This is a genomic window from Streptosporangium sp. NPDC049376 (assembly GCF_044466505.1).
Lineage (GTDB): Bacteria > Actinomycetota > Actinomycetes > Streptosporangiales > Streptosporangiaceae > Streptosporangium.
Window position 1 is genome coordinate 1 of the sequence record NZ_JBITMT010000049.1, and the last position, 3,525, is coordinate 3,525.

Annotated in this window: 3 protein-coding genes, 1 rRNA gene and 1 pseudogene; 3 read left to right on the forward strand and 2 right to left on the reverse strand. The window is 69.0% G+C overall.

Translation table 11 applies throughout. The annotated features are described in order from the left end of the window. A 5S ribosomal RNA gene (rrf, locus tag ACIBVQ_RS40480) occupies positions 1-87 on the forward strand; the annotation flags it as partial. 263 nt (positions 88-350) lie between these two features. On the opposite strand, the gene ACIBVQ_RS40485 is transcribed toward rrf, so the two are convergent. Next, complete coding sequence (locus ACIBVQ_RS40485) at positions 351-1,391, reverse strand: zinc-dependent alcohol dehydrogenase family protein (RefSeq protein WP_399184261.1); 1,041 nt, start codon at positions 1,389-1,391, stop codon at positions 351-353. 340 nt (positions 1,392-1,731) lie between these two features. Between ACIBVQ_RS40485 and ACIBVQ_RS40490 the strand changes: the two genes are divergently transcribed. Continuing rightward, on the forward strand, positions 1,732-2,223 hold the full coding sequence (locus tag ACIBVQ_RS40490; protein WP_399184263.1) for a flavodoxin domain-containing protein: 492 nt from the start codon (positions 1,732-1,734) through the stop codon (positions 2,221-2,223). A 188-nt stretch (positions 2,224-2,411) separates the two neighbouring features. Continuing rightward, entirely contained in the window at positions 2,412-3,305 is an 894-nt protein-coding gene (locus ACIBVQ_RS40495) for a universal stress protein (RefSeq protein ID WP_352011739.1), read from the forward strand. Between the two features lie 114 nt (positions 3,306-3,419). On the opposite strand, the pseudogene ACIBVQ_RS40500 reads toward ACIBVQ_RS40495, so the two are convergent. Continuing rightward, positions 3,420-3,525 (reverse strand): annotated as a pseudogene (locus tag ACIBVQ_RS40500) (DNA-binding response regulator); the annotation flags it as partial.

Below are 3,525 nucleotides of genomic sequence, written 5' to 3' on the forward strand. Positions count from 1 at the left end.
GGTTACATTCCGAACCCGGAAGTTAAGCTCTTCAGCGCCGATGGTACTGCACCGGGGACGGTGTGGGAGAGTAGGTCGCCGCCGGACAATCTTTTTGTGGGGGGTCATCCTTTTGGGTGGCCCCCCTTTTTTTGTTGTTGTGGGGTGGTGTGTGGGGGTGGGTCGCCCCCCTTTTTTTTGTTTGTGCCCGGCCTGGGAGTGCGGGGGTGTTTGAGGGGTAGCGGGGGCTGCCCCTTTTTTGTGCCTGGCTCCGGGGTTCCCAGGGGTGTTTTGATGGAGTCAGTCGGCACGATCGTGGCCGGCCAGGGCTTCTTCGACGAGGCCTTCCTCAACGTTCCTCCGGGAGACGGTCAGCTGCGGTTCAGGGCGACCTTGAGGGCGCCGCTGCGTGCCGGGTCGGCGAACACCTCGTATGCCTGCTCGATGTCGTCGAGGGCGAAACGGTGGGTGATCATGGGGCCGGTGTCGAGTCGCCCGCCGCTCAGCATGGTCAGCAGGTCCGGGGTGGAGAAGGTGTCGACCAGGCCGGTGGTGATGGTCACGTCGCGGATCCACAGTTCCTCCAGGTGGAGAGTGGCGGAGCGGCCGTGGACGCCGATGTTGGCCAGATGACCGCAGGGGCGGATCAGGGTGGCGCACAGTTCGAAGGTCTCCGGCAGCCCGACGGCCTCGATGACCACGTCGGCGCCGAGCCCGCCGGTCAGCGAGCGCACCACCTCCGACGGGTCGTCTTTGGGAGAGGCGGTGACATCGGCGCCGAATCGCCTGGCGGCCTGCAGGCGGGCCTCGGCGGTGTCGATCGCGATGACGTTGGCGGGAGAGTACAGACGGGCGGTGAGGATCGCTGCCAGCCCGATCGGCCCCGCTCCGACGACGACCACCGTGTCTCCGGGTTTGACCCGGCCGGCCAGCACACCGACCTCGTAGGAGGTGGGCAGGATGTCGGCGAGCAAGACGGCGGCCTCGTCGCCGATCTCGGGGGTGAGTCTGTGGGTGGACAGGTCAGCAAGGGGCAGCCGGGCGTACTGGGCCTGCACGCCGTCGACGCGGTGGCCGAGGATCCATCCGCCGCCTCCCAGGCACTGGCCGTAACGTGCCCGCCGGCAGTAGTGGCAGCGGCCGCAGGCGGAGATGCACGAGGCCAGGACACGGTCGCCGGGCCGTAGTTCTGTGACGGCGTCGCCCACGTCGACGACGGTGCCCACGGCTTCGTGGCCCAGGATCCGTCCCGGTTTCACCTCGGGGACGTCTCCGCCGAGGATGTGCAGGTCCGTGCCGCAGATCGTCGTGGTGTCGACCTGGATGATCGCGTCCCGTGGGTCGGTGATCGCCGGATCGGGGACCTCGGTCCAGGTTTTCTTGCCGGGGCCTTCGTACACCAGAGCCTTCATGATTTCTCCTGCTCGTTTCTCCGATGCCGGGGGACGGCCTGTTTCGGTCACCGTCCGGCAGGACTCCTTCTCAGCGTGCGTGGGAGGTGGACGGTCCGGTCAGTGGCCAACGGTCATGCGTCGCGGGACAAAGGTCCCGGTGCTGTGGAGTGGCGTTGACCCCGGCCGTTTCCCACAACGGTGGATCGGCGCCACGTCACCGGACGAGTCGGCTGCCTACGGTGCGCGGAGGAACCGGGGAAGGCGGTGTGGCAAGGACCAAGGTCGGTGGGTTCCGGGCCGAAAGGCGGCTCCCACGTCGGGTCCGTTGTTGATGGACTGAACAGGGAGAGGAGCTGCGATGACGAAGGTTCTGGTGGCCTACGGGTCCACACGCGGTTCCACCCGGGAGATCGCCGGATGGATCGGGCAGGTTCTCGCTGAACAGGGGCTGGAGGTCGAGGTCCGGGCCGCCGCCGGGATGAAGGACGTCGGCGGCTACGACGCGGTGGTCCTGGGCGGTGCGGTCTACTACGGCCGCTGGCACCGTCATGCCCGTACCCTGGTCCGGCGTTGCGCGGGGCAGCTGGCGCAGCGGCCTGTCTGGTTGTTCAGCAGCGGCCCGCTGCAGAGGGTCGATGATCGGGACGTGTCTCCGCCCGCGGGGGCGGAGCGGGCCAGGCGCAGAGTCGGTGCCCGGGAGAACGTCGTCTTCGGCGGCTGCCTGCGTGCTGACGCCAAGGGCTTTCCGGCCGCCACCATGGCCAAGACCGCGGCCGGGGACTTCCGCGATGCCGAACGGGTGCGCGCCTGGGCCCGCGACATCGCCTACGACCTGAAAGCGGCAAGCTGACAGAGCCGAGTGAGCCATCGCCTTTTCGGCTCCATTTCTGACGAACGGGGACGAAGGTTACGTGGCGGGTTGCGTGTTTCCCGCATGAACCGGTGCCGAACGGAGGCGGAAGGTCCCACGCCGGGAGGACCTTCCGCCCTGCTGGAGCGGCCGCTCTGCGCCGACGATGGAGACGGAGGTGACAGGCCATGAGCGAGACACGCGAGGTCGTGGTCGGTTATGACGGTTCGGACTTCTCCATGCAGGCCCTGGAGTGGGCGATGGACGAGGCCGAGCTCAGAAAGCTGCCGCTGACGGTGGCGCATGCCTGGCGGTGGCCGTACGGGGAGACCGGCGAGGAGGCCAGGTCCCATCTGCGCAAGGCCGCAGAACACGTGCTCTACCACGGCGCCGACTGCGCCCGTTCGTGCAGTTCGATCACCGAGGTCACCACCGACCTGTACGAGGGGGCCGCTGCCGAGCGGCTGACCGAGCTGTCGGCCGGCGCCGAGCTTGTGGTGGTCGGGTCACGTGGCATGGGGACGCTGGCCAGGACTGTGGTCGGGTCGGTGGCCGGTTACGTGGCGGCCCACGCGCGCTGCCCTGTGGTCGTCGTGCGCGGGCCGGGGCCGATCCCGGTGCCGTTGCACCGTGGGGCCGTGGTACTGGGGATCACCGATGACACCCCCGACGTGGCGATCGCCTTCGCCTTCGACGAGGCGGCGTTGCGGGGCCTGGATCTGCTGGCGGTACACGCGGGACACATCCGGGCGGTGGCGTGGGGAACGGCGATGCCGCCGGTGTCCGACGTGGAGATCACCACGCACATGGTCGAGGAGGACCTGCTGCGGCGGCTGCGGCCGTGGCGTGACAGCCATCCGGCGGTGCCGGTGCGGACCCGGTTCGTCACCGCCTCGGCGAAGGAGGCGCTGGTGGAGTTGTCCCGGGAGGCGAGCGTCGTGGTGGTCGGCGGAGCCCGCGCGACCGGCAGGCTCGGCTCGGTGACCAGGGCGGTCCTGCGGCACGGAGCGAGTCCCGTGGCGGTCGTCCCGGTGACGGAGGACATGTCGCAGGCGGGGTCCGCCCCTCCAGGCGAAGACTGAGGGCGAAAGGGGAGGCTATGACGTCGCAGGTGCAGGACGTCATGGAGCTGGTGACCACCGCGGTCCGCCCCGTCGGAGCCCCTCACCGTCCGGGAAGGGCCGCGGCGGGCGCTCTCACCGGTCGTGGTCCGTCTTCATCCGCGCCGCCAGCGCGGCCACCTGGGTACGGCGCTGCATGTTGAGCTTGGACAGCAGGTTGGACACGTAGTTCTTCACCGTC